We start from the raw sequence: 22,398 nt of genomic DNA, 5'->3' as shown, positions 1-22,398 counted from the left end.
ACCTTGGCGATGACGTCTACCGACGCAAAGAGGGCCTCGGCGCTGTCGACCACCTCGACGCCCGCCTTGCGATAGGCCTCGTCGGTAAAGCCCGCCGCCAGGCCCGCACCGCTCTCCAAAACGCAACCATGCCCCAGCTTCTGGAGCTGAAACGCACTCTCTGGCGTCATCGCTACACGCGACTCACCCAAAAATACCTCTTTCGGTGTCCCGATTCTCAATTTCAACAGCCCTCTTCAACCAACGCGGAGATGCGCGAAAAATCAGTCATCTATCACTCACAACGAAATCCCGGGCCGACATTCATCACGCCGGATTCCGGACTGAAAGCACAAGGACGTAGCAAACACAGGCCGCCGACGTTGCAAGCACGGAACGCGGGGCGCAGCGCAGAACGGTCGAGAATTTCTGCTGGCCGATCACGGCAGCATCAACGGATCGGGCATCGTCCCCCGCCGATGACAAAGGTTGCAGCCTTCATCGGCGGATCGTGTCAACGCACAGGATCACCCATATCCCTCTCTCCAAAGCCGCCTCACCACAGCCTTCCAATTCTTGATAAATGTTTTGTGTTGCGATCACAACAAAACATTTGACGCGCTGCCGCGTCGTGAATACAGAATAATGAAAGGCTGCGGCAGGAGGTCGCAGGCGGAGGTTTTATCGACACAGATCAATGGACCCGTTGCGGCGCGCAAGTTCCGCGACCGCTTTTGATCGTCCATTTTTTGGGAGGGACTTATGGCACATGGAGCGGGGCTTGTTACAGGCCATCACACTGGTGAAAGCGGCGGCTGGACGCCTCTGCGCATTGCAGTCGTCTTCATCTGTTTCCTGCTGAATGCCATCGACGGGATGGACATCGTGATCATGTCCTATGTCGCGCCGGTCCTGAAGAGCGCCTGGCAACTCAGCCCGGAAATGCTGGGAACGGTCTTCTCGGCCTCGTTGGCGGGCATGGCTGTCGGCGGACTGTTCATTGCACCGATCGCCGACAAATTCGGGCGCCGGCCACTGATCATCACGCTGCTGACGGTGATCACAATCGCCATGCTGGCGTCGAGCCAGGCACGGAATGTCTACGAACTGATCGCGCTTCGCACGATCATCGGCATGTCGGTTGGTGCCTTTCTTGCCAGTGTAACGACAATGGCAGCAGATTTCGCCCCGAAAGGCCAGCAGGGCATGGTCGTGGCAATCGCCATCGCCGGATACCCGCTGGGTGCAGTCGTGACCGGGGTGACCATTGCCCATTTCCTGCCTGTCTGGGGCTGGCACGGCGCATTGATGGCTGCCGGGCTCGTTTCGCTCGTCGTTCTGCCATTCGTTGTGCTGATTCTGCCGGAATCGATCGACTACCTCAAGCGGGTACAGCCCGCGAGAGCGCTTGAAAAACTCAACAAGGTCCTGCGCCGCCTCGGCGAAGCGCCTGTCGCCGTATTGCCACCCCGCATCGCGGCAACCAAGACCTCGGTCGGCGCGATCTTCGCGGAGGGACGCTTTGTCGCCACACTGGCATTGTGGCTGGCGATCATCATGGGCTTCATGACCTTCTATTTCCTCGTGTCCTGGATCACCCAGCTTTCGGTGCAATCGGGTCTGCCCGTCGACAAGGCGATCTACGCGGGCGCGCTTTTCAACCTCGGCGGCTTCATTGGAACACTGGTGATCGGTGCCTGCGGAACCCGCTTTGGCCTGCAACGCGTCACATGCATTGCGCTCGTCGCCGGTGCGGCTGTTGTCGCGATCTTCGGCTATGTCACGGCCTCCCTTGCGGTCACGCTGGCACTGGCCTTCTGCGCCGGTTTCACCACCAATGGCGGCTTCAATTCGTTCTACGCACTCGGAGCCGTGCTCTATCCCACCGAGATTCGTTCGACGGGTATTGGCTGGGCCATGGGTATCGGACGTCTGGGCGCCGTAATCGGGCCCATGCTCGGCGGCATCCTGATCGGTCAGGGACTGGGCCTTGCCGCACTGCTCGCCATTTTTGCCATTCCCCTTGTAATCGCCGGCAGCGCAGCACTGCTCGTTCGGGCCCAGCAACACGCTCCCGAACCGCAACCTCTCGCAGCCGAATGAAAGGAAGCTGAACATGTCTCTTCAACAAACCTATGACGTTGTTGTCGTCGGTTCCGGCGCGGCCGGTCTTACCGCAGCGATTACCGCAAAGAAATCGGGCCTTTCCGTTGTTGTGCTGGAGAAGGCGCCTGTTTTCGGCGGCACGACGGCCTTTTCCGGTGGCGTGATCTGGATTCCCGGAAACCCGCATTACCAGGCGGAAGGCATTCGGGAAGACCGAGCCGCCGTGCACACTTACATGAGGGGCGAGGCTGGCAACAAATACGATGCCGACTTCATCGATGCCTATCTGGACTACGGCCCGGAAATGCTGCGCTTCATGGAAAAGGAGACCGAAGCCAAATTCGTTCGCACGCTCTATCCGGACTATCATCCGGAACAACCGGGCGGCGTGCAGATCGGGCGGTCGGTCACCGCTGCGGCCTATGACGGGCGACGGCTCGGAAAGGAGTTCCGGCGTCTGCGGCAACCGCTGAAGACCATCACCTTCATGGGGATGATGTTCAACTCCTCGAACAACGACCTGAAGCATTTCTTCAATTTCACCAAGTCGCCGATCTCCGCCGCCTATGTGGCGAAGCGCCTGACCGTTCATATGTGGCATCTTCTGCGCTACGGTCGAGGCGTTCAACTCACCTCAGGCAATGCACTTGCGGCGGCACTCTCCAAGTCGGCGCTGGATCTCGGCATCGAGATTGTCACCGATGCGCCGGTTACCGAACTGATCAGGAAAGACGGTCGCGTCATCGGCGTCGTCGCAACAATCGGCGGGCAGCGCCTTGCCGTTCCGGCGAAAAAAGGCGTGGTTCTCGCTGCCGGCGGTTTTGCCCGCGACAGCAAACGGATCGCGGAGCATTACTCCCATGTCAAGGAAGGTGGCGAGCATTTCACGCCGGTTCCGGAAGGCAATACCGGCGACGGCATTGCTCTGGGCGAAACCGTCGGCGGGCATCTGTCGGAGGGCCTGCCCAATGCCGCCGCCTGGATGCCTGTGTCCAAGGTTCCCTTCCCCGGAGGCGAGGTCGCGTTCCCGCATCTCGTCGACCGTTACAAGCCGGGCTTCATCATGGTCACCGCCTCCGGACGGCGTTTTGTGAACGAGAGCCTGTCCTATCACGATGTCGGCGCCGCAATGATCGAAGCCTGCCGCGGCAAGGGTAAAACCGAGGCCTGGCTGATTGCCGATCACCGGACAATCCGGAAATACGGCATCGGCTATGTCAAGCCCTACCCAATGCCGCTCGGTCCGCATCTGCGCTCGGGCTATCTGAAAAGCGGCAAGACGCTTGAGGAGCTTGCCAGCCGGATCGGGGTCGATGCCAGGGCGTTCGCTGAGGAAGTGAAAACCTATAATGAAGGCGCGCGCCTGGGCGAAGATCGACAGTTCGGACGCGGCACCTCCGGCTTCAACCGCTATCTGGGTGATGCCAACAACCAGCCCAATCCGAACGTCGCCCCTGTGGAGCAGGGACCGTTCTATGCGCTGCGCATCATCATGGGCGACCTTGGCACCTTCCCCGGATTGGTGACCGACACCCAGTCACGCGTGCTTGACGACCATGGCAAGCCAATCCCGGGCCTCTGGGCGGCCGGCAACGACGCTGCTTCCATTATGGGCGGAGCCTATCCCGGTGCGGGCATCACCATTGGACCGGCCATGACCTTTGGCTATGTCGCCGCGCTGTCCATCGCCGGCAAGATCAATGACAGTGACCGCAAGCTCGCGGCGGAATGAGGAATACCCAATGTTTACTGCCCCGACCGACCGTCCGCTGGTCAACCTGCGCTATTACACGATCGCTCCTCGCAAGATGGGCGAGTTTCTCGAAGTTTTCGACCGGCTCGCCATGCCGGTGCTGATAGAAACCCTCGGCGCTCCGATCGGCTTCTACACGAGCACCGTCGGACCGCTCAATCAGGTCGTTCACCTCTGGGCCTACCGCGATCTCGCCGACATGGAGGCTCGCTGGAACGCGCGCGATACCCATCCCGATTTTCCGGCCTACCTGAAGGCTTCAGGTCACCTTATCGTGGCTCAGGAAGATCGGTTGCTCAAAGCCGCGCCACTTCCTTCGCTGTCTTGAGCCGACCGGATCTGGGCATCCTCCTCGACATGCGGGAGGTTGCCAATCAACCGGTGAAAATAGTTGAGAAGCGTCTCAAACTCCTCCGCCGTGAAGCCCTGCAGCACGGCGGCTTCGCGGGCGCGGGCAATGGGCAGTACCCTGCGGTGCAGATCCAGTCCCGCATCCGTGAGCGCCACTTCGCGCTTACGTCTGGCACCGTCGCGAACGGTAACAAGACCATCGGCCTCCATGCCGGAAAGCGCTCTGCTGACCGAACTCTTGTCCAGTCCGATTGAGTTCGCCATGGCGATGATGTTGGACCAGGGTTCGACAGCGAGATGGCAAAGAACCCGCCATTCGACAACCCCGATACCGAACCGGCGATGATATTCCTGCGAAGCTCCTGCACCCAGACGGCTCGAAAAGCTGGTGCTCAACGCACCAACACAGCGCTGAAGATCGAAATGGTCCTTGTTCATGAGCCCTCCTGAGGCCTGACTATTCAATCCGGAGGCAAGTCTAAAGTCGAGAGAAAATTACCGGAGAGCCAATCGTTTCATCAGCAACGCCTCCGCATAGTGGACGAAGCGCCGCAAGGCCAATCAAATTAATCAGACCGCTACCCGGAATACCTGGATCGATATTGTGAAGGGGTCTCGCCCGTTGCTTCGCGGAACCGACGGGAGAAATAGGGCGGATCGGCATATCCCAGGCGATAGCCGATCTCGGCCACGGAAAGGCGGGTAAATGCCAGCAATCGTCCGGCTTCCGTCATCCTCGCTGCCTCGATATGCCGTGATGCGCTCTGTCCCGTCGCACCACGACAGATCCTGCTCAGATGGCCAGGGGTGATGGACATGGCCAACGCAAATTCCGCAGCCCCCCAGCCGGCAGCCAGATGTTCGACGAGCAGTCTGTCGAACTCCAACATGCGGCGTTCCTGAAGAGGCTCCATGGCCTCGGCGCTACGAGCAGCAATCTCGGCTGAAGCCGCCAGCGCGGTTTGGGCCAATCCGACCAGAAGCGAATCGCGATAGGTGTCCGTTCCTGCAAACGTCGTGGCGATCTGGCGAAGCACCAGCCTCACACGCGCATCTGCCTGAGCGACGAAAGACCGGGCGAGACGGCGCTCAAGCCCCGTATTATGCAGCGCGGCAACCAGCGCCACCGGGAAGGACAGCACCAGACCTTCGCTGCCGCGCACGATTTCCAGATCGTGAACAGATTGTGCCGGGATGAATTGAAAGTCACCGTCTTCAAGCCGCGAAGAAACACCGTCGACGCGGATGCGCGCGGCACCCTGCTCCACGAAGAAAATCTGCATCATCTGTCGATGGCGGTGTGGCGCAATCTTCCAATCGTGAAGGCGCGCCCGGTCCCATATCCGTTCACAGTGCACCACATCCGGAAAGGACGCCGTCTCTCCAAACAGATTGAAAACAGGTATTTGCGATTGCAACTTCATGCATGATTAGTACCATTTTATGCCCGCTTCGTCCATTCGCTTGCCTGCGCCCAGCCGATAGAAATCGTTCAGAGGGAACAATTGGGAGCGTTTTCATGGATACTCAGGTCGTCATCATTGGCGGTGGGCCTTCGGGCCTTTTGCTGTCTCAACTTCTGAACCGTGCGGGCATTGCGACGGTCGTACTGGAACGCAGCACGCGTGAACACGTTCTTTCACGCATCAGGGCCGGTATTCTGGAGTGGGGTTCCGTTGAAATGCTGCGGGAAGCCGGAGTGGGCACGCGGATGGATGCGGAAGGCTTCCCGCATGATGGCACCTACATCACCGATGCCGACCTGATGGTCCATATCGACTTCAAGGAACTGACCGGCAAGCGGGTCATGGTCTATGGTCAGACCGAAGTGACGCAGGATTTGTATCAGGCGCAGGATAGGATGGGCACCTCCATCATCCACGGCGTGGAAGATGTGCAGATCCTTGACCTCGACGGCCCGGTCGCGAAAGTCGAATACACGCTGAACGGCGAACGCAAGTCCCTGACCTGCGCCTATGTTGCGGGATGCGACGGCTTCCACGGCGTCAGCCGAAAGACCATACCGGAAGAAAAGCGTCGCGAATTCGAAAGGGTTTATCCTTTCGGCTGGCTGGGCATTCTTTCGCGCACCCCGCCCGTCAACGACGAGTTGATCTATGCGAATTCCCCCCATGGCTTCGCGCTCGCATCGATGCGCAACGCCAATCTGGTGCGCTATTACGTTCAGGTGCCACTCGCCGACAAAGTGGAAGACTGGTCCGACGACCGCTTTTGGAGCGAGTTCAAGCGTCGTATCCCGTCGCAGGCGGCCGAACGCCTGATCACTGGCCCTTCGATCGAGAAGTCCATCGCACCGCTTCGCAGCTTCGTATCGGAACCGCTGCGGTGGGGGCGGTTGTTCCTTGTGGGGGATGCCGCCCATATCGTACCGCCGACAGGGGCGAAGGGGCTGAACCTCGCTGTTTCGGATGTTTTCTACCTGCATCAGGCCCTGATCGAAGCGCTGAAACATGGCAGCGAAAACGGCGTGGACAGCTATTCTGAGCGCGCCTTGCGTCGCATCTGGAAGGCAATGCGGTTCTCCTGGCAGATGACGACGATGCTGCACCGTTTCGAAGGGGAAGACAGCTTCGCGGAGCAGATGCGCCGTGCAACGCTCGCCCACCTCGCCGAATCGGAAACCGCTCGGAAAGATCTTGCCGAGAATTATGTCGGCTTGCCCTACTGAGGTTGCCCTTCGCGGGATGTGGTGCCGTTACGCGCCACATCCCGCTTCATTCTGCGGCTGAATGCCCGAAAGCCGGCAACCGTAAAATCAACGAACCCGATTGCCGCACAGGCCTTTTCCGGCGCTCCATATCAGCAATCGCGACCACAATATTTCGATTATTTCAATAATATAAGCGTTTAACGCGCGACAGTTGAATGGCCCGCGTTCAACGGCACTTTACGCCAGCGTGACCCGTCACCCTGTCCATCGTGCGGCTCACCTTGCCCGAGCGCTTCATCCAATTCCGTGCGCGTGGGTCCGGTGATTTTCACCAAAAAGCAGATGACGGGAGCAACAAGCGACGTTTCCGCTCGCGCCGCACTTGACAAAAATGAACTCATAGTCATTTTTGAAACTTATTCGGCAGGCAAGCCCGTCGCCATGCGACAAATCGGCACGCCGGCTGTCAATCGAGGCAATCCATCATGTCAACATCAAAACTTACGCCGGGCGGAACCGTGGTGCGCATCTATGCCGTCATCCTGTTCCTGATCGGCGCCGCTTATGCGTTCGGTGGCGCTCAACTTGCCACCCTCGGCGGCTCTCCGTACTTCGTCATCACCGGTCTTCTCGCGATCGCATCGGCAATCCTCGTCTGGCGTGGCAGCGCATGGGGCGGATGGCTCTACGCGGCCATGCTGGCCTACACCTGGATTTGGGCGGTCAATGAAACCGGCGTCGATTTCTGGACGCTCACCCCGCGCCTGTTCGGGCCATTCCTTTTCGCGCTCTTCTTCCTGACGCCGGCCTACAAGCGCAGCGTCATCTCCGGCCCGCGCTCTGCCGGGTTAGGAAAGGCCGTTGCAGGTGTGTTCGCCCTGTCAATCGCCGGCCTTCTGGGCTGGGGCTATATCCATGGCGACATCCACGAAACGGTGGCCGCCAACGCACTCCCCGCTCCGGTGGAACCATACACGCCCACCTCGCCTGAAGGCGAATGGCACTATTACGGCAACGACCAGCATGGTACGCGCTTTTCACCACTGACCCAACTGAACCCGGAAAATGTCAGCGGACTTCAAGTTGCCTGGACCTACCGCACCGGTGATTTTCCGCCTCAGGAGGGCCCCAACCGGCGCTTCGAGGTTACCCCTCTGAAGGTGGCCGACAGCCTGTTCTTCTGCACTCCGCGCAACGACATCGTCGCCCTTGACGCGGAAACCGGCAAGGAGCGCTGGCGGTTCAATGCTCATGTCAACCTGCAGGGCGTGACGGGTTCGGCCGCATGCCGCGGCGTGGCCTATTATGAAGTCGATGGAAGCGGCAATCCGGCGACGGATCAGCCGAAGAACAGCGCCGGCCACGCCCTTTGCACCCGCCGCATCATCGGCCCGACTGTTGATGCCCGCCTGCTTGCCGTCGATGCTGAAACCGGCGAACCCTGCACAGGTTTCGGTGACAACGGCCAGATCGACCTCAAGAAAGGTCTTGGCCATGTCATTCCGGGCTATTCCTACGTCTCTTCCGCACCGCAGATTGTACGCGGCAAGGTCGTGATCGGAGGCTGGATCTCCGATGGCCAGTCGGTCGACGAGCCATCCGGCGTCATCCGCGCATTCGATGCGCGGACGGGAGCTTTCGCATGGGCCTTCGACATGGGGCGTGACACCTACCACGGTGAACCGGCGCCGGGCGAAGAGTATACGCGCGGCACACCGAATTCGTGGGCGCCGATTTCCGCCGACGACGAACTCGGCCTCGTCTACATGCCCACCGGCAACGCAACCCCGGATTACTGGGGTGGGCATCGCCGCGATTTCGACAACAAGTACTCGGGTTCTGTCGTGGCGCTCGATGCCGAGACCGGCGCGGTGCGCTGGACATTCCAGACCACGCATTACGATGTCTGGGACATGGATGTCGGTTCGCAACCCAGCCTGATTGATCTCAAGATCAACGGCGAGACCGTGCCGGCTCTCGTCCAGCTTACCAAGCGGGGCCAGAACTTCGTCCTCGACCGCCGCACCGGCAAGCCCGTTTACGAGGTCAAGGAACTCCCGGTTCCGCAGGGCGGCGCGGAAGCCGAGCGTCTTTCGAAGACACAGCCCTTCTCCGTCGAAATGCCCGAATTCTCTGGCGTGGACCCGCTGAAGGTGACCGGCATCGACGAAACGGACATGTGGGGCGCAACGCCGTTCGACATGATGTGGTGCCGAATTCAGTACCGCAAGGCTCGCTGGGAAGGCCCGCTGACACCGCCCGGCGAAGATCCGATCGTCTTTTTCCCCGGCTCGCTGGGCGGCAACAACTGGGGTTCGGGTTCGTTTGACCCCGAGCGCAAACTCCTCGTCGCCAACTGGAACCGGGTGCCGATGTATCTGCGCCTTATCCCGCGTCCCGAAGCCAATGCAATGGGCCTGAAGGCAGCGGACGGTTCACCGGGCACGAGCGTCGGCGGCAATGTTCCGCAGATGGGTGTTCCCTATGCCGCCGAACTGAAGCCGTTCATGTCGCCCCTCGGCGCCCCCTGCCTTGCCCCGCCCTATGGCATGGTGACCGCCGTCGACCTGACGACGAAAAAGGTCATCTGGTCAAAACGTTCGGGCACGGCCGAAGACAGCGGCGTCACGATCGGCGGCACCAAATTGAAGGCAAGCCTGCCGATCAAGATGGGGATTCCGGGCCTCGGTGGCGCCATCACCACCAAGTCGGGTCTCGTCTTCATCGCGGCTTCGGGTGAACAATCCTTGCGCGCGATGAGCCTGGCAACCGGCGACATCCTCTGGAAGGGACGTTTGCCGGCCGGGGGCAATGCCACGCCCATGACCTATCTCTCCAACGAGAGCGGTCGTCAGTTCGTGGTGATTGCCGCTGGCGGTCATAATCTGATGCAGACCCAGCCGGGCGACTATCTCGTCGCCTACGCCCTGCCGAAGAAGCCCTGATCTTCTTCTGCCCCAACAGGAAAAAGCCCTCGCCTTCGTGATGAAGGCGGGGGCTTTTTAGATGGGAAAGTCAGGCAGACGAACTCAAACCTGCGGAAGCCGCTGCGGCTCCAGCGTCGTTTTGGCCAGCGGAAAGAGCAGCAGGCAAACGACCGCAAAGAAAAGACAGAAGGTAACAACGGCGGGCACAAGCCCTATCCAGTCGGCCAGATAGCCGACCGCAATCACGGGCAGGATGCTGCCGAGATAGGCAATGCTCAGGAATGTCGAGAGAATGCCGGAGCGCTGATCCTCGGGAGCGATCCGGTTCAAGAGCCGCAGTGCTGACATGAAGGCCAGCCCATGGCCAAGACCGATGGAAATATCCGCCGTCACGAACATGGTGCCCGACGCGGTGCGCAAAGCGACCGCCAGCAACACGATCCCGATGCCCATGAATGCCAAAGCGATCAAAAGACCGCCCCTGACGGACAGGCACCGTGCCGGAAGCTGCACCAGCGCGGAACAGAACAGGACAGCCGCGACGGACGTACCGCTGACTGCCGGGCCACGCAAGGGTATTAAACTGTCGAGGAATGACGGCGCCAGCGATGCCAGCAGGCTGAACAGGGCATAGGCCGTGAAGACCGCGAGCGATGCAACAAAAAATCCCGGACGGACTTCCGGTGCCGGCAATCCGAGATGCGGCTTAAAGGAGACGGATGCGCTGACCGGCGCAGGCCGGATCATGCGCAGGGTGCACAATCCGGCCAAAACGGCGCCAACCGGAACAATGATCGCCAGATACGGTGCAACCAAGGGAACCGGCGCGAACTGAGCGACAAAGCCACACAGGAACGGCCCAAGACCAAAGCCGGCCATGGTGGTGACGGACGCAACAAGTGCGGCGTGCCGGCTCCTGACGGGTTCAAGAAGAATGAGGCCAAGGGTTGCAGCCGATGTGATCAAGCCGGACGCAATACCGATCACCACACGCCCCACACCCAGAACAAGTGGCCCCGGCGCTATTGAGGAAAGCAGGAGACCCAAGAGAAGGAGAAGCCCGGCGGCCTTGAGAACGGGCACCGGGCCTATCCGGTCCGAAAGTCGACCGAGAAACAGAAACGCGGCTAACACACCGACCATGTAAACGACGTAGATCACCGTGACAGTGGAATGGCGAAGGGCCCAGGCCCGTTCGTAAAGCGGATAAAGCGGGCTGGCCATGGTTGCCCCCATGGTGCCGATAGCGAGAGCAAGCGCTACGAGCACAAAGGGTGCCCATGACGTCTGACGATTGTCTGTCACTGGATGCCTCTTGTATAATGAAAAGTGGTTCGCCTCTATGGAGGGAACGGAAATGACTGGTGGACCGAGAAGCCCGAACGAACGGCGCGGAGCTATACACAACACTTTAAAATGACCGATTGGTCATTTTAAAGTCAAATCACTTTGCATTACGACAAGCCGGAGGGAGGGCGCATTGGAACACACAGACGGGACGGAGAAGGAAGCGACCGCAAGGACCCGCGGCCCGAGCCCTGAGAAAACGGCGCGCACGCGGGCGCAGATTATCCAGGCGGCCATGGAGGAGTTTTTCGAAAAGGGATATGCGGACGCGACGATGGCGGGGATCGCCACCCGGGCAGGGCTCGCCAAGGGCACGACATACCGTTACTTCGATACCAAGGAAGCATTGTTTGCCGGCGTTGTCCGCGACATCGTGACCACGCCGCTTGATGCAGCCCATGACAATCCGATCGGCCCCGAAGAAACCGTATCGGCTTACTGTCGGCGCACACTTCTGCCCGCCATGCTCATCATCGAGGAGAAGGGACGTGCCGGTATTGCGCGGCTTGTTCTCACCGAGGCGCGAGCGTTCCCCTATCTCGCGGAGGTCTATAAAAACGAGGTCTATGAACCGTTTGTCGGACGCCTGCTGGAACTGGCGAAGCTTGCGGCCAGGCGCGGCGAACTCAAATGCGATTTCATGCTTCAATGCCCTCACCTGCTGGCGGCGCCACTCTGGATGGGCATCGTCCATAACGGCCTTCTCTGTCCAGAAGATCAGATCGAAACAGCAGCCATGTTCGAGGCGCAAGTGGATCTGATTTTCACCTGAAAGCCTGAGCGCTTGAGCGGGGCATCGAGGGCAGACCAATCCACACGCCTCATCGTCAATAAACAGCCCGTCAGGCTCCAATCCCGCACAATCAATGTTATCGTGCACGCTCCAGCGGGTTTTGAATCACGCGCCATGTGACCTGAAAATCCACTCAGTCACGGGATCTAACGAGAATTTAACTTGCCATATTTGTGCATCGCGGTAGCGATATTCTGGAGTGCACGCATATGATAGCGATCAATTTTCAGAGGAATTTGTAATGAGAACGACACACCTGCGTCTGGCTTTTGCGGCCTTGTCGCTTACGCTCGTGGCCTGCAGCGAAAACAAGGGCGCGACTCAATCGCCAGCCGCTCAGACCGCCGCGGCGAAGCCGAAGGTCAGTGTCGTCACACTCAGCCCTCAGTCGGTGACAATTACCGCCGAACTGCCGGGCCGAACCGTCGCCTCGTTGGCGGCAGAGGTTCGCCCACAGGTCAATGGCATCATTCGCGAGCGACTTTTCCGGGAAGGCACCGAGGTCAAGCAGGGCGATGCCCTCTACCAGATCGATCCCGCCAGCTACAAAGCCGCCTATGACAGCGCCATCGCAGACCTGCGCAAGGCCGAGGCGGCCGTACCCAGCGCACAAGCGAAGGTCGACCGTTATGAAAGCCTGACGAAACAGGATGCCGTCAGCCAGCAAAATCTCGATGATGCAGCAGCGACACTGGCGCAAGCGAAGGCTACGGTCGAAGCCGCCAAGGCTGCCGTTGAAACGGCCCGCATCAATCTCGACTACACGACGATCCGTGCACCGATCTCCGGCAGGCTCGACAAATCGTCCCTCACGGCAGGCGCGCTGGTCACGGCAAACCAGACAACCACACTGACCACAATCCGCACGCTGGACCCGATCAACATCGACGTGACCCAGTCGAGCACAAACCTCATCAATCTCCGCCAGGCAATCGATTCCGGACGCATAAAGCTGTCCGGCGATAATGTCAGCGTGCGGCTGAAGCTGGAAAACGGGACGATCTACCCGCTGACCGGCAAGCTGGAATTTGCTGAATCGTCAGTCAGCGAGACTACTGGCACCTACGCGCTGCGGGCCGAGTTCCCCAACCCGGATCGCCTGCTTTTGCCGGGCATGTATGTCCGTGCTCTGGTTGAGGAAGGCGTGGCGGAGAACAGCTTCCTGGTGCCGCAGCGCGCCGTCTCCCGCAACACAAAGGGCGAGCCTGTGGCCCTGCTGGTCGACAAGGAGGGCAAGGTGGAGCAGCGCGTTCTGACCATCGGCCAGAGCGTCGGCAACAACTGGCTGGTAAGTTCCGGCATCGCGGATGGCGATCGGGTTATCGTTGAAGGTTCGCAGTTGACCCGCCCCGGCCAGTCCGTCGACCCCGTGGAAGTGATCATCGACGACACGACCGGAGAGGTTCGCGAGCGCAAACAGGCGGCCCTGACGCCGCAAACCGGCAATGACGTTGCGGCGATAAATGCCGCTCCATCTGCCGACACCTCGAAGAACTGAGGTTTCCATGTCGAATTTCTTCATCAACCGGCCTAATTTCGCCTGGGTGATCGCAATCGTGATCATGCTGGGCGGTCTTCTGGCGCTGAATTCGCTCTCAATCTCGCAATACCCGCAGATTGCCCCGACGACGGTGCGCATCACCACCACCTATCCCGGCGCCGATGCCGAGACGGTGGAGAATTCGGTGACGAAGATCATCGAACAGGGCATGACGGGGATCGACAACCTCGACTACATGACCGCGACGTCCACATCGACCGGACAGGCTTCGATCACGCTGACCTTCACCAGCGCGGCCAATCCTGATACGGCGCAGATGCAGGTCCAGAACAAGCTGCAGCTTGTTACCTCGCAATTGCCGGAGGCCGTGCAGAGCCGGGGCCTGACGGTCAACAAGGCGTCCGACAGCTTCCTGATGGTCGCCGCATTTGTCTCGACCGATGGCAAGATGAGCGCCAACGACCTGGCCGACTATGTCGACAGTACGCTGAACGATACGCTGAAGCGCGTCGAAGGTGTCGGCGGCACCCAGCTTTTCGGTTCGCGATACGCCATGCGTATCTGGCTCGATCCGGACAAGCTCGCCAAATACGCACTAATGCCCAGCGATGTGGCGTCCGCCGTATCGGCCCAGAACACGCAGGTTTCGGCAGGCCAGCTCGGTGCGCAACCGGCACGGCAGGGTCAGCAGCTCAACTTCACCGTTACCGCGCAAGGTCGGCTTCAGACCCCCGAACAGTTCCGCAACATCATCCTGAAAAGTTCGACGAACGGTTCCCTTGTCCGCCTGAACGACGTGGCGCGCGTGGAACTGGGTGCGGAAAGCTACAACAACCTTTCGACCTATAACGGCATGCCCGCTGCGGGCCTCGCCATCAACCTCGCCACCGGCGCAAACGCCATCAGCACGGCGCAAGCCGTGCAGGAAACGATTGCGCGTCTCTCGGGGACATTTCCTCAGGGTGTCGAGGTGGTCTACCCCTATGACACCACGCCGTTCGTTCAGCTCTCGATCGAGGAAGTGGTCAAGACGCTTATCGAAGCCATCGTGCTGGTCTTCATCGTCATGCTGGTGTTCCTCCAGAACATCCGCGCCACGCTGATCCCGACGCTGGCCGTGCCGGTCGTTCTCCTCGGCACCTTCGGCGTTCTTGCCGTGTTCGGCTACTCCATCAATACCCTCACCATGTTCGCCATGGTGCTGGCAATCGGCCTGCTTGTCGATGACGCGATCGTCGTCGTCGAGAATGTCGAACGCGTGATGCAGGAGGAAGGTCTGCCGCCGAAAGAGGCGACGCGCAAATCCATGAAAGAAATCACCGGCGCACTGATCGGGATCGCCGTCGTGCTGTCGGCCGTCTTCGTGCCAATGGCATTCTTCGGAGGCTCCGTTGGCGTCATCTACCGCCAGTTCTCCGTGACCATCGTATCGGCCATGGTACTGTCGGTCATCGTCGCACTCATCCTGACACCAGCGCTCTGCGCGACGCTCCTCAAGCCGGTTCACACGGAAAAAAGCGGCCTTGCCGGCCTCTTCAACAGGGGCTTCGATCGGACCGCCGTTGCCTATCGCAATGGTACGGGCGGTATTCTCAACCGAAGCAAACGCTTCCTCATCCTGTTCCTTGCCATCGTGGTGGGCATGGGCTGGATGTTTATCCGCCTTCCCAGCTCGTTTTTGCCGCAGGAAGACCAGGGCATCCTGCTCACCAGCATCCAGCTTCCGGTCGGCGCAACGCAGGACCGCACGCAACGTGTCATGAAGCAGGTCGTCGATCATTACCTGAACAACGAGAAGGATGCCGTCGAAGGCGTCATGGGCGTCGTTGGCTTCGGGTTCGGCGGGCAGGGCCAAAACGTGGCGCTCGCATTCGTGCGGTTGAAACCCTTCGACAAGCGCACGAACCCCGATCTTTCTGCTTCCGCTGTGGCGAAACGCGCCATGGGGGCCTTTTCGAAGATCCGTGACGGTCGCGTCTTCGCGCTCGCGCCGCCCGCAATCCAGGGCATGGGCAACTCGAACGGTTTCGACTTCTATCTTCAGGACGTCAACGGCACCGGCCATGCCAAGCTGATCGAGGCCCGCGACCAACTGCTGGGCCTGGCCGCCCAGAGCAAGACGCTCGCCAACACCCGCCCGAACGGGCAGGAAGATACACCGCAATTCAAGATCAATATCGATCAGGAGAAGGCGAGCGCGCTGGGCATCAGCCTCGGCAACATCAATAACACCCTGTCCACGGCCTGGGGCAGCAGCTACATCAACGACTTTATCGATCGAGGCCGTATCAAGCCGGTTTATCAGCAGGCCGATACCGACTTCCGCATGCAGCCGGAAGACCTCGCCAAATGGCAGGTCCGCAATTCAGATGGCGATATGGTGCCGTTCTCCGCCTTCTCGTCCACAAGCTGGATCTACGGTTCGCCGCGGCTCGAGCGTTATAATGGTTCGTCTGCCGTGCAGATTCAGGGACAGGCCGCGACAGGCGTCAGCTCCGGTGCCGCCATGGATGAGATCGACCAGTTGATGTCGAAATTGCCGAGCGGGTATGCACATGAATGGACCGGCCTGTCTTATCAGGAACGGCTATCGGGCAATCAGGCGGCGGCGTTGTACGCCATATCCGTCCTCGTCGTCTTCCTGTGTCTCGTGGCGCTCTACGAAAGCTGGTCGATCCCGTTCGCCGTCATGTTGTCAGTCCCGATCGGTGTCGCCGGGGCGCTGGGTGCGGCCCTGCTGTTCGGGCAGTCAAACGATGTCTATTTCAAGGTGGGTCTGCTCACGACCATCGGACTGGCGGCCAAGAATGCGATCCTCATCGTCGAATTTGCCATTGAACGGCAGGCGGCGGGCATGGCGCTTGTCGAGGCAACTCTGGAAGCGGCCAAGCAACGCCTGCGCCCGATCCTGATGACGTCCTTCGCCTTCATTCTCGGCGTCACGCCGCTTGCCATAGCCCGAGGCGCAGGCTCCGGCGCCCAGAACGCCATCGGCATCGGCGTGATGGGGGGCATGATCGCCGCAACCGTCATTGGTGTGTTCATGGTGCCGCTGCTGTTTGTCACCGTGCGCCGGATTTTCAAGGGCAAGGTCGAGGACCACGACAAGGCGGAAGCCCCCGCAACCCATCCCTGACGGGATGAGGGATACGGGACACCGGTGCGTTTTCGCTCAAACATGCGGCGCAGACAAAAACACCCGGGAAGGATTTCCTTCCCGGGTGTCTGCAACTATCACGAACCGCATCAGTCCTCGAACTTTGCCTTCGTGTCGGCTTTGCCCTTGACCCAGTAGCCGGAGGCTCTGAGCCAAGTCAGGGGATGCTTGCGCTCTTCGATGAGGTAGGCGCGAATGGCCTTGGTCACGGCTCCCTCAGCCGCCACCCAGACGAACGTACCGACTTCGATGGGAAGTTCGCGCAACCGGGCGATGATCGCCACGGAATCCGTCACATCAGTGCGATGAATCCAGTGACTCGTCAGTTTGGCCTGTGTCTTGAAGGTCTGCTCGTCATCGACGCCCGGCACCGCAACAACGGTGGTAACGGCGATATCAGCAGCCGTTTCTTCGACGCGACGGCCTATGGAAGGCAGCGCCGTCTCATCGCCAATCAACAGCCATGACCGGATCGGACCGGAAATGACCTGCGAGCCGCGAGGACCGCCGATAAGGGCAGGATCTCCCGGACGCGCCTCGAGCGCCCATTGCGTTGCAGGCCCCGCCTCGTGAACGGCGAAGTCAATCACCAGCCTTCCCTTGACGGGATCATAGTGGCGCGGCGTGTAATCACGCATGGTCGTGCCACCGGCGCCATCCGGAACGAAGACCTTTATATGATCGCCCGCAGACAGGGACGTGAAGCCTTCAAGTTCATCGCCGCCCAGCGTGATGCGGATCATGCAGGGCGTCAGTCTTTCCACCGCGACAACGGTCAATTGCCGCCGCCGCAATTCATGGCGAACAAGCTGAACGCGCGGTTGTTCGCCCATACTTTCGAGCCCTTGGATCGATTGATCGTTCATTGTCCTGCCTTCTCTGTCTGGTCAGGCCCGGCCTGCCCGGACACCGGTTGTTCGATATTCTCGATACGATGTGCAGCTTCGCGAACGATCGCGGCAATCCGCTCTATGTCGCTCTCGCTGACGGCTCGTCCCTTCAACCGACCGCGCAGCGCCGTCTTGAGTTGGTCCATGGCTCTGGCCACCACCTCCGGCGCACCGGAACGCATGCCCTCGCCATTCGATCCGCAGCGGGCGAGAAGTCGCTCGATCGCAAGGTGGTTCGCCGCGAGATAGGCCTCGCCTTCCTGTGTGATCCGGTAGCTCTTGCGATTACCCTCGCCTGTCTCCGCAACGGCGTATCCGATGTCATCGAGCCAGGCCAGCGTGGGGTAAAGCACGCCGGGGCTTGGCGCGTAGCTGCCGCCAAAATGCTCCTCAACCGCCTTGATCAGTTCGTAACCATGGCTGGGGCGCCTTGAAATGATTGCAAGAATGAGCAGCCTCAACTCACCGTAGTCAAGCATTCGGCCGCCCCGGCGGCGTCCCTGATGCGATCGGTCCTCATCATGATGACAATGATGTCGCCATCCGTCTGTAAACGGGGTTTTACGGCCCCTGCCGTTTTCATATTCGTCGCTCATGTCTCCAAGATAGGTTTCGATATATCTAAAATCAAGATATATCGAAATTTGACCGTGGCCTGGAAAGATCGCGAGCCGACAGGCCATCGACTGCCGGCGGGACCGTGATAAGAAGATAGACGGGACCGATAACATCTCTTAAACTCTGCACGCGGAAGAGCACTGCCATGAGCTGGGAATTCTTTCTGACATCGCTGGTCATCGTGGCTTCGCCCGGAACCGGCGTCCTCATCACGCTGACTGCAGGCCTGACGCGCGGTCGACGGGCGGCCATTGTTGCGGCTTTCGGCGGCACGCTGGGCATCATTCCCCACATGATCGCCGCCATCACCGGCATTGCCGCAATCCTTCATGCCAGCGCGCTCGCCTTCGAGGTGATCCGCTACGCCGGCGTTGCCTACCTGCTCTACATGGCCTGGCAAACGCTTCGCGAAAACGGCGCTCTGGCTATCGACGACACACCGAGTTCCCGCACAGATTTCGAGGTGATCCGCTCAGCCATTCTGGTGAACATCCTCAACCCGAAACTGTCGATCTTCTTTTTCGCCTTCCTGCCGCAATTCGTCGGCACGCAGGCCGGAACACCAGTTCTCGAAATGCTTGAACTATCGCTGGTCTTCATGGCGATGACCTTCGTCGTCTTCGTGATCTACGGCATCTTTGCGGCCGCCGTGCGCAGTCACGTCGTCTCACGCCCCTCGGTGCTGACCGTCATGCGGCGCACCTTCGCCGCCGCCTTCGTCGGCCTCGGCATCAAGCTTGCCCTCACCGAACGATAACGTAAAGCCAGTCCTGTGTTGACAGGATGGTGACAGGAAGCGGGTCTAGAACTGTAACACCGGATCGGGGGAGAGTTCGATCTGGTGCGGGGAGGAAACCGCTTGCAGTGTCAAAGGCCCAGGGTTCGGATATCGGTATCCGGCCAACCCTTTATCGCACGCTGATACCGCATTTCCTCCCGCTTCAAGCATCATTCAAAGGGAGAGAAATGATGACCCGCATGTTCACCAAGACGCTGACCGGCGCGGCGCTGATGGTACTGGCGATGACGGCTTTTGCCGCCGCCGAACCGGCAAAGCCCGAATGCCTGGCAGGCGCCAAGCCCGGCGGCGGCTTCGACCTGACCTGCCGTCTCGCAGCCAATGCGCTGCTGGAGACCAAGCAGATCTCCAGACCCATGGCAGTCACCTACATGGAAGGCGGCGTTGGCGCCGTGGCCTATAACCACGTCATCGGCAAGCGTGGCAAGGATGGCAACCTCATTACCGCGGCATCCTCGGGCTCGGCGCTGCTGATCGCGCAGGGCAAGTTCGGCCAGTATGACGAGACTGCCGTTCGGTGGCTTGGGGCCGTCGGTGCGGACTACGGCGTTCTGGTCGTCGCCGCCAACTCGCCCTACAAGACACTCGGCGAACTGGTCGAGGCCTACAAGGCCAGCCCGACTGAATTTCCCGTTGCCGGCGGCGGCGCTGTCGGCTCGCAGGACTGGATGAAGGGCACGCTGCTGGCCAAGGCCGCCGGTCAGGATGCCAAGAAGATGCGCTACGTGGCCCTCGAAGGCGGCGGTGCGGTTCTCACCGCCCTTGAAGGCGGCCATGTAAAGGTCGGTTCGGGCGATGCGGCTGAAATGGTCAAGCATCATGTGGCGGGCAAGGTCCGCATTCTCGCCGTCATGGCGCCGGAACGCCTGCCGGGCGAACTGGCTGGCGTTCCGACCGCCAAGGAACAGGGCTATGACATCGACTGGCCGGTCTGGCGCGGTTACTACGTCGGCAAGGACGTGTCCGACGAAGACTACAACTGGTGGGTGGAAGCGTTGAAGAAAACGACCGCCACACCTGAATTCGCCAAGGAACGCGAGGCCCGAGGCCTGTTCGACTTCACTCTGCTTGGCAAGGAATTTGAGGAACGCGTCCATACCGACGTTGCCCGCTTCAAGATCCTCGCCAAGGAAGCCGGCATGTAAGTTCCTGCGCCGACCGGGCTGTGCTGATCCTCGCCCGGCCGGACTTCTCTCCCGGCGCCGCCAGCTATTGAGCCGCGCCGGGAGAGACAGACCACTTCTCGTCCAGTCCTGAAATTGTCCCGGAAGGCGGAGAACCGCCTCGCCGACGATACCCCATTGTGAGGCGACCATGTCAGAAGCCCATTCCATTTCGCCGCGAACGGCCAGGCTGATCGGCCGCGTTTCGGCGATCATTCTCCTCCTGCTGGCACTGGCCTACGGCCTTGGTGGCAGCGTCATAGAATATGCCTTCGCATCCGATCCGCTCGGCCCCCGTGTTTTCCCCATCGCGCTCGCCGTCGTTCTCGGTGGTCTCGGCATTCTCTACTTCCTTTCGCCGGGTACCGCGGAAGGCTTCCCGCACGGCGCTTTACTGGCACGGGTGCTGGCCATTCCCGCTCTGCTCGCCATATCGGTGCTGCTGTTCGAACCGCTGGGCTTTGCCGTCTCGATCTTCACCCTCACGCTTGGCACGGCGCTCATCTTCGGCGCACCACCCGTCAAGGCCCTGATCGGCGCGGTCGGCCACGCCGTCCTCTGGTGGTTCGTCTTCGGCTACGTCCTGGAAGTCTATCTGCCCGCCGGCACGGTTTTCGGCGGCTGAGCGCGGCATCAAGAAAAGGTCATATCCCATGAGTTTCGATTATCTCTGGCAAGGCTTCGCGGTCGCGCTCACCTGGCAGAACCTGCTGATCGGCTTCATCGGCTGCTTCATCGGCACGCTGGTCGGCGCGCTGCCGGCCATCGGCCCTATCAACGGCATAGCGCTGCTCATGCCCATTGCCTATTCCATGGGCCTGCCGGCGGAAAGCACCATGATCCTGCTCGCCGCCGTCTATTGCGGTGCTGAATATGGCGGGCGCATCTCCTCCATCCTGCTCAACGTGCCGGGCGACGCGGGCGCGGTGATGACCGCCATGGACGGCTACCCCATGGCCAAACAGGGCCGCGCAGGCGAGGCGCTGGCGTTGTCCGGCATCTCCTCCTTCGTTGGCGGCCTGATCGGCACGATCGGGCTGGCGCTCTTCGCCCCCGTGCTCTCCGGCCTTGCCATCGGCTTCGGCCCGGCTGAATATTTCGTGCTGATGATCTTCGCCTTCGCAACGCTCGGCTCCATGGTCGGCTCCCAGCCGGTGAAGACGCTGATCGGCTGCGTGCTTGGCCTGATGCTCGCCACCGTTGGCCTTGACGCCACGTCGGGCGCGTACCGCTTCACCTTCGCCGAACCGGAACTTGGCGACGGCATCGAGTTCGTGGTGCTCGTCATCGGTCTGTTCTCGATTTCCGAAGCGATGATCATTCTCGAGCATCAGGGCAAGGGCGTCACCGTCATCCGCGAACTCGGCCGCATGACGGCGCGCTGGGCCGACCTCGTGAGGTCCACGGGCGCCACCATCCGCGGCTCGCTGATCGGCTTCGTCATCGGCGTACTGCCGGGAACCGGGGCGTCCGTGTCCTCCGCCGTATCCTACACCACCGAAAAGCGCATTTCCGACAGCGAAGGCACCTTCGGCAAGGGCGACGTGCGCGGCCTTGCCTCGCCGGAAGCCGCCAACAATGCCACCGCCTGCGGCTGCTTCGTGCCCATGCTGACACTCGGCGTGCCCGGTTCCGGCACCACCGCCGTCATGCTCGGCGCGTTGATGCTCTACAACATCCAGCCCGGCCCGATGCTGCTTACCGAACGCCCGGAAGTGGTCGGCGGCCTCGTCGCCTCGCTGTTCGTCGGCAACTTCATCCTGCTGGCGCTCAACCTGCCGCTGGTTAACATCTTCGCCCGCGTGCTGACGGTGCCGAACTGGCTGCTGGTGCCCGGCATCCTCGTTCTCTCGGTCATCGGGGTTTATTCCACCAACGCCTCGGTATTCTCCATCTTCCTCATGCTCGGCATCGGCTTCGTCGGCTGGCTGTTGCGTAAGGCTGGCTTCGACATGGCGCCGATCATTCTCGGCTTCGTGCTGGGCCGGGTGATGGAAGTGAACCTGCGTAACGCGCTGGCGATTTCCGGCGGCGATATCTCCATCCTGTTCGGCAGCACCATTTCCATCGTGCTGTGGATCATGGCCGCCGGCGTGGCTTTTCTGCCGCTCTTCCTCTCGCGCCGCGCCAAGCGCCGCATGCGGGCAATGACCGTCGCCGATCCGGCGCTCGACTGAAGAGCATGGCTTCTGCGACATGAAATGGCCGGGAGCGATCCCGGCCATTTCATTCAGGCTTTCCACCTGGAAAGCACCATGCCAAATCGCCTGAAAATTCCTGAACTCACCAACCGAATGCACGCGCCAAGTGCGATCGGTAAACACTAATTTCACATTACGACTT

At 60.6% G+C, this 22,398-nt stretch carries 17 protein-coding genes and 1 pseudogene; 12 read left to right on the top strand and 6 right to left on the bottom strand.

The window, feature by feature from the left end:
- Positions 1 to 221 (bottom strand): annotated as a pseudogene (locus GGQ66_RS19035) (Re/Si-specific NAD(P)(+) transhydrogenase subunit alpha); the annotation flags it as partial.
- Positions 222 to 741: 520 nt separating this feature from the next.
- Here GGQ66_RS19035 and GGQ66_RS19030 point away from each other — a divergent pair.
- From GGQ66_RS19030 to GGQ66_RS19020, 3 genes are read left to right on the top strand one after another with little or no spacing between them, the layout of a single operon-like run.
- Positions 742 to 2,082: an MFS transporter gene (locus GGQ66_RS19030; RefSeq protein WP_183794599.1), complete on the top strand. Its 1,341-nt coding sequence runs from the start codon at positions 742 to 744 to the stop codon at positions 2,080 to 2,082.
- 13 nt (positions 2,083 to 2,095) lie between these two features.
- Complete coding sequence (locus tag GGQ66_RS19025; RefSeq protein ID WP_183794597.1) at positions 2,096 to 3,817, top strand: FAD-dependent oxidoreductase; 1,722 nt, start codon at positions 2,096 to 2,098, stop codon at positions 3,815 to 3,817.
- 10 nt (positions 3,818 to 3,827) lie between these two features.
- Entirely contained in the window at positions 3,828 to 4,166 is a 339-nt protein-coding gene (locus GGQ66_RS19020; RefSeq protein WP_183794595.1) for an NIPSNAP family protein, read from the top strand.
- Here GGQ66_RS19020 and GGQ66_RS19015 read toward each other — a convergent pair.
- Positions 4,118 to 4,627: a MarR family winged helix-turn-helix transcriptional regulator gene (locus GGQ66_RS19015; protein ID WP_183794593.1), complete on the bottom strand. Its 510-nt coding sequence runs from the start codon at positions 4,625 to 4,627 to the stop codon at positions 4,118 to 4,120. The genes GGQ66_RS19020 and GGQ66_RS19015 overlap by 49 nt on opposite strands.
- A gap of 140 nt (positions 4,628 to 4,767) precedes the next feature.
- Positions 4,768 to 5,613, bottom strand: a complete 846-nt coding sequence (locus GGQ66_RS19010) for a helix-turn-helix domain-containing protein (protein WP_183794591.1) — start codon at positions 5,611 to 5,613, stop codon at positions 4,768 to 4,770.
- 95 nt (positions 5,614 to 5,708) lie between these two features.
- On the opposite strand from GGQ66_RS19010, the gene pobA reads away from it, so the two are divergent.
- Both pobA and GGQ66_RS19000 read left to right on the top strand, forming a co-directional pair.
- Positions 5,709 to 6,878, top strand: coding sequence for a 4-hydroxybenzoate 3-monooxygenase (gene pobA, locus GGQ66_RS19005; protein WP_183794589.1), 1,170 nt, complete (start codon positions 5,709 to 5,711; stop codon positions 6,876 to 6,878).
- Between the two features lie 467 nt (positions 6,879 to 7,345).
- A complete protein-coding gene (locus GGQ66_RS19000; RefSeq protein ID WP_183794587.1) occupies positions 7,346 to 9,805 on the top strand; it encodes a membrane-bound PQQ-dependent dehydrogenase, glucose/quinate/shikimate family in 2,460 nt (819 codons plus the stop codon).
- Between the two features lie 84 nt (positions 9,806 to 9,889).
- Here GGQ66_RS19000 and GGQ66_RS18995 read toward each other — a convergent pair whose 3' ends face one another.
- On the bottom strand, positions 9,890 to 11,092 hold the full coding sequence (locus GGQ66_RS18995; RefSeq protein ID WP_183794585.1) for an MFS transporter: 1,203 nt from the start codon (positions 11,090 to 11,092) through the stop codon (positions 9,890 to 9,892).
- A gap of 175 nt (positions 11,093 to 11,267) precedes the next feature.
- On the opposite strand from GGQ66_RS18995, the gene GGQ66_RS18990 reads away from it, so the two are divergent.
- The 3 genes from GGQ66_RS18990 (at position 11,268) to GGQ66_RS18980 (ending at position 16,564) form a co-directional block, all read left to right on the top strand.
- Positions 11,268 to 11,906 (top strand): TetR/AcrR family transcriptional regulator, encoded by a 639-nt coding sequence (locus GGQ66_RS18990; RefSeq protein WP_183794583.1) that lies wholly within the window; start codon positions 11,268 to 11,270, stop codon positions 11,904 to 11,906.
- 262 nt (positions 11,907 to 12,168) lie between these two features.
- Positions 12,169 to 13,425 carry an efflux RND transporter periplasmic adaptor subunit gene (locus GGQ66_RS18985; RefSeq protein WP_183794581.1) on the top strand — a complete coding sequence of 419 codons (1,257 nt, stop codon included), beginning with the start codon at positions 12,169 to 12,171 and terminating at the stop codon, positions 13,423 to 13,425.
- 7 nt (positions 13,426 to 13,432) lie between these two features.
- Positions 13,433 to 16,564 carry an efflux RND transporter permease subunit gene (locus GGQ66_RS18980; protein WP_183794579.1) on the top strand — a complete coding sequence of 1,044 codons (3,132 nt, stop codon included), beginning with the start codon at positions 13,433 to 13,435 and terminating at the stop codon, positions 16,562 to 16,564.
- Positions 16,565 to 16,674: 110 nt separating this feature from the next.
- Here GGQ66_RS18980 and GGQ66_RS18975 read toward each other — a convergent pair whose 3' ends face one another.
- Together GGQ66_RS18975 and GGQ66_RS18970 are read right to left on the bottom strand one after the other, a co-directional pair.
- Positions 16,675 to 17,451, bottom strand: a complete 777-nt coding sequence (locus GGQ66_RS18975; RefSeq protein WP_183794577.1) for a siderophore-interacting protein — start codon at positions 17,449 to 17,451, stop codon at positions 16,675 to 16,677.
- Complete coding sequence (locus GGQ66_RS18970; protein WP_237358991.1) at positions 17,448 to 17,954, bottom strand: PadR family transcriptional regulator; 507 nt, start codon at positions 17,952 to 17,954, stop codon at positions 17,448 to 17,450. The genes GGQ66_RS18975 and GGQ66_RS18970 overlap by 4 nt, the downstream gene beginning before the upstream one ends.
- A gap of 284 nt (positions 17,955 to 18,238) precedes the next feature.
- On the opposite strand from GGQ66_RS18970, the gene GGQ66_RS18965 reads away from it, so the two are divergent.
- The 4 genes from GGQ66_RS18965 (at position 18,239) to GGQ66_RS18950 (ending at position 22,232) form a co-directional block, all read left to right on the top strand.
- Positions 18,239 to 18,850 (top strand): LysE family translocator, encoded by a 612-nt coding sequence (locus tag GGQ66_RS18965; protein ID WP_183794573.1) that lies wholly within the window; start codon positions 18,239 to 18,241, stop codon positions 18,848 to 18,850.
- A 212-nt stretch (positions 18,851 to 19,062) separates the two neighbouring features.
- Positions 19,063 to 20,037 carry a Bug family tripartite tricarboxylate transporter substrate binding protein gene (locus tag GGQ66_RS18960; protein WP_237358990.1) on the top strand — a complete coding sequence of 325 codons (975 nt, stop codon included), beginning with the start codon at positions 19,063 to 19,065 and terminating at the stop codon, positions 20,035 to 20,037.
- A gap of 169 nt (positions 20,038 to 20,206) precedes the next feature.
- The gene (locus GGQ66_RS18955; RefSeq protein WP_183794569.1) at positions 20,207 to 20,680 is read left to right on the top strand and encodes a tripartite tricarboxylate transporter TctB family protein; all 474 of its coding nucleotides are present in this window, start codon (positions 20,207 to 20,209) and stop codon (positions 20,678 to 20,680) included.
- A gap of 28 nt (positions 20,681 to 20,708) precedes the next feature.
- Positions 20,709 to 22,232, top strand: coding sequence for a tripartite tricarboxylate transporter permease (locus tag GGQ66_RS18950; RefSeq protein WP_183794567.1), 1,524 nt, complete (start codon positions 20,709 to 20,711; stop codon positions 22,230 to 22,232).
- Positions 22,233 to 22,398: the final 166 nt, after the last annotated feature.

The organism is Allorhizobium borbori (assembly GCF_014196535.1).
In the GTDB taxonomy this organism is placed as follows: Bacteria; Pseudomonadota; Alphaproteobacteria; order Rhizobiales; family Rhizobiaceae; genus Ectorhizobium; species Ectorhizobium borbori.
Note: the sequence above shows the minus strand (reverse complement) of the source record. Positions and strands in the feature narration are given on the sequence as shown.

Bases quoted from the DNA above. Each gene is read 5' to 3' on its own strand.
- GGQ66_RS18980 (WP_183794579.1), top strand. From the start codon at position 13,433: ATGTCGAATTTCTTCATCAACCGGCCTAATTTCGCCTGGGTGATCGCA.
- GGQ66_RS18970 (WP_237358991.1), bottom strand. From the start codon at position 17,954: ATGCTTGACTACGGTGAGTTGAGGCTGCTCATTCTTGCAATCATTTCA.
- GGQ66_RS18985 (WP_183794581.1), top strand. From the start codon at position 12,169: ATGAGAACGACACACCTGCGTCTGGCTTTTGCGGCCTTGTCGCTTACG.
- GGQ66_RS18965 (WP_183794573.1), top strand. From the start codon at position 18,239: ATGAGCTGGGAATTCTTTCTGACATCGCTGGTCATCGTGGCTTCGCCC.
- GGQ66_RS19020 (WP_183794595.1), top strand. From the start codon at position 3,828: ATGTTTACTGCCCCGACCGACCGTCCGCTGGTCAACCTGCGCTATTAC.
- GGQ66_RS18955 (WP_183794569.1), top strand. From the start codon at position 20,207: ATGTCAGAAGCCCATTCCATTTCGCCGCGAACGGCCAGGCTGATCGGC.
- pobA (WP_183794589.1), top strand. From the start codon at position 5,709: ATGGATACTCAGGTCGTCATCATTGGCGGTGGGCCTTCGGGCCTTTTG.
- GGQ66_RS19000 (WP_183794587.1), top strand. From the start codon at position 7,346: ATGTCAACATCAAAACTTACGCCGGGCGGAACCGTGGTGCGCATCTAT.
- GGQ66_RS18950 (WP_183794567.1), top strand. From the start codon at position 20,709: ATGAGTTTCGATTATCTCTGGCAAGGCTTCGCGGTCGCGCTCACCTGG.
- GGQ66_RS18960 (WP_237358990.1), top strand. From the start codon at position 19,063: ATGACCCGCATGTTCACCAAGACGCTGACCGGCGCGGCGCTGATGGTA.
- GGQ66_RS19025 (WP_183794597.1), top strand. From the start codon at position 2,096: ATGTCTCTTCAACAAACCTATGACGTTGTTGTCGTCGGTTCCGGCGCG.
- GGQ66_RS19015 (WP_183794593.1), bottom strand. From the start codon at position 4,627: ATGAACAAGGACCATTTCGATCTTCAGCGCTGTGTTGGTGCGTTGAGC.
- GGQ66_RS19010 (WP_183794591.1), bottom strand. From the start codon at position 5,613: ATGAAGTTGCAATCGCAAATACCTGTTTTCAATCTGTTTGGAGAGACG.
- GGQ66_RS19030 (WP_183794599.1), top strand. From the start codon at position 742: ATGGCACATGGAGCGGGGCTTGTTACAGGCCATCACACTGGTGAAAGC.
- GGQ66_RS18975 (WP_183794577.1), bottom strand. From the start codon at position 17,451: ATGAACGATCAATCGATCCAAGGGCTCGAAAGTATGGGCGAACAACCG.